Raw genomic sequence first — 1004 nt, 5'->3', positions numbered from 1 at the left:
CCCACGTAGGTTGTTGACACAAAGAGAGTGCTCGAGTCGGCTGTGGGTGTTGAAACGCCTTCAGTCGAAAGGAGCACTCTCTTGTCTCATCCTAACGCGCGGCTCACCCGGTACGGCAGGCTCCAAATCATCCACCTGCGGGGCCAGGGGTATTCGCAGGCGGTCATCGCGCACGTCATGGGGGTGTCGCGCGCGACCGTCTGCAAGTGGATTCGGCGCTACCTCCTCGAAGGACCAGAGGGACTGGTCGATCGCTCAAGCCGGCCGGAAAGCAGCCCCCATGTCCTGGCACCATCCGCTGTCGCGGCGATCTGCGCGCTGCGGCGAGAGCGGGCGTGGGGACCGCACCGCATCAGCTACGCACTCGGCATCGCACGCTCAACCGTCTACGCGGTCCTCCGCCGCGCCGGCCTGCATCGCCTCGCTTCGCTCCACCGCTCCACGCGCGAGGTGATCCGGTACGAGCGCGCTGCGCCTGGCGAGCTCGTCCATCTCGACGTGAAGAAGCTGGGCCGGATTCCGGACGGCGGCGGCAAGCGCTTCGACCCCGGCTTTCTGGAGAGCGGCGCGGGCCGCCATCGGCCCGGCCGTCTCGGCTGCGACTACATCCATGTCGCGGTCGATGACTACAGCCGATACGCCTATGCCGAAGCGCTCCCGGACGAGCGTGGTGATACGACGGCGGCGTTTCTCGTCCGAGCGCTCACCACCTTCCAGGAACAAGGGGTCCGGGTGCAGCGCCTCCTCACCGATAACGGCGGCAACTATCGCTCGCACGTCTTCGCCGCGGTCGCCTCCCAGCACGGCGTGCAGCTCCGGCGGACGCGCCCGTACCGGCCACAGACCAACGGGAAAGCAGAGGCGTTCAACAAGACGCTCCAGCGCGAGTGGGCGTACGTCCGGCTCTACACGAGCAACGATGAACGGACGGCAGCACTCGCATCATTCCTCGCCGAGTACAATGCCGATCGTCCACACACCGCACTCGGCGGTCTCAGTCCGCT

General features: G+C 66.6%; 1 protein-coding gene. It reads left to right on the top strand.

What is annotated here, in order from left to right; all coding sequences use genetic code 11:
* Window positions 1-81: 81 nt before the first annotated feature.
* Window positions 82-1004, top strand: a 923-nt coding sequence (locus tag IVW53_16240; protein MBF6607105.1) for an IS481 family transposase, incomplete at its 3' end; no start/stop codon positions are given.

The sequence above is a fragment of the Chloroflexota bacterium genome, assembly GCA_015478725.1.
Lineage (GTDB): Bacteria > Chloroflexota > Limnocylindria > Limnocylindrales > CSP1-4 > C-114.
Note: the sequence above shows the minus strand (reverse complement) of the source record. Positions and strands in the feature narration are given on the sequence as shown.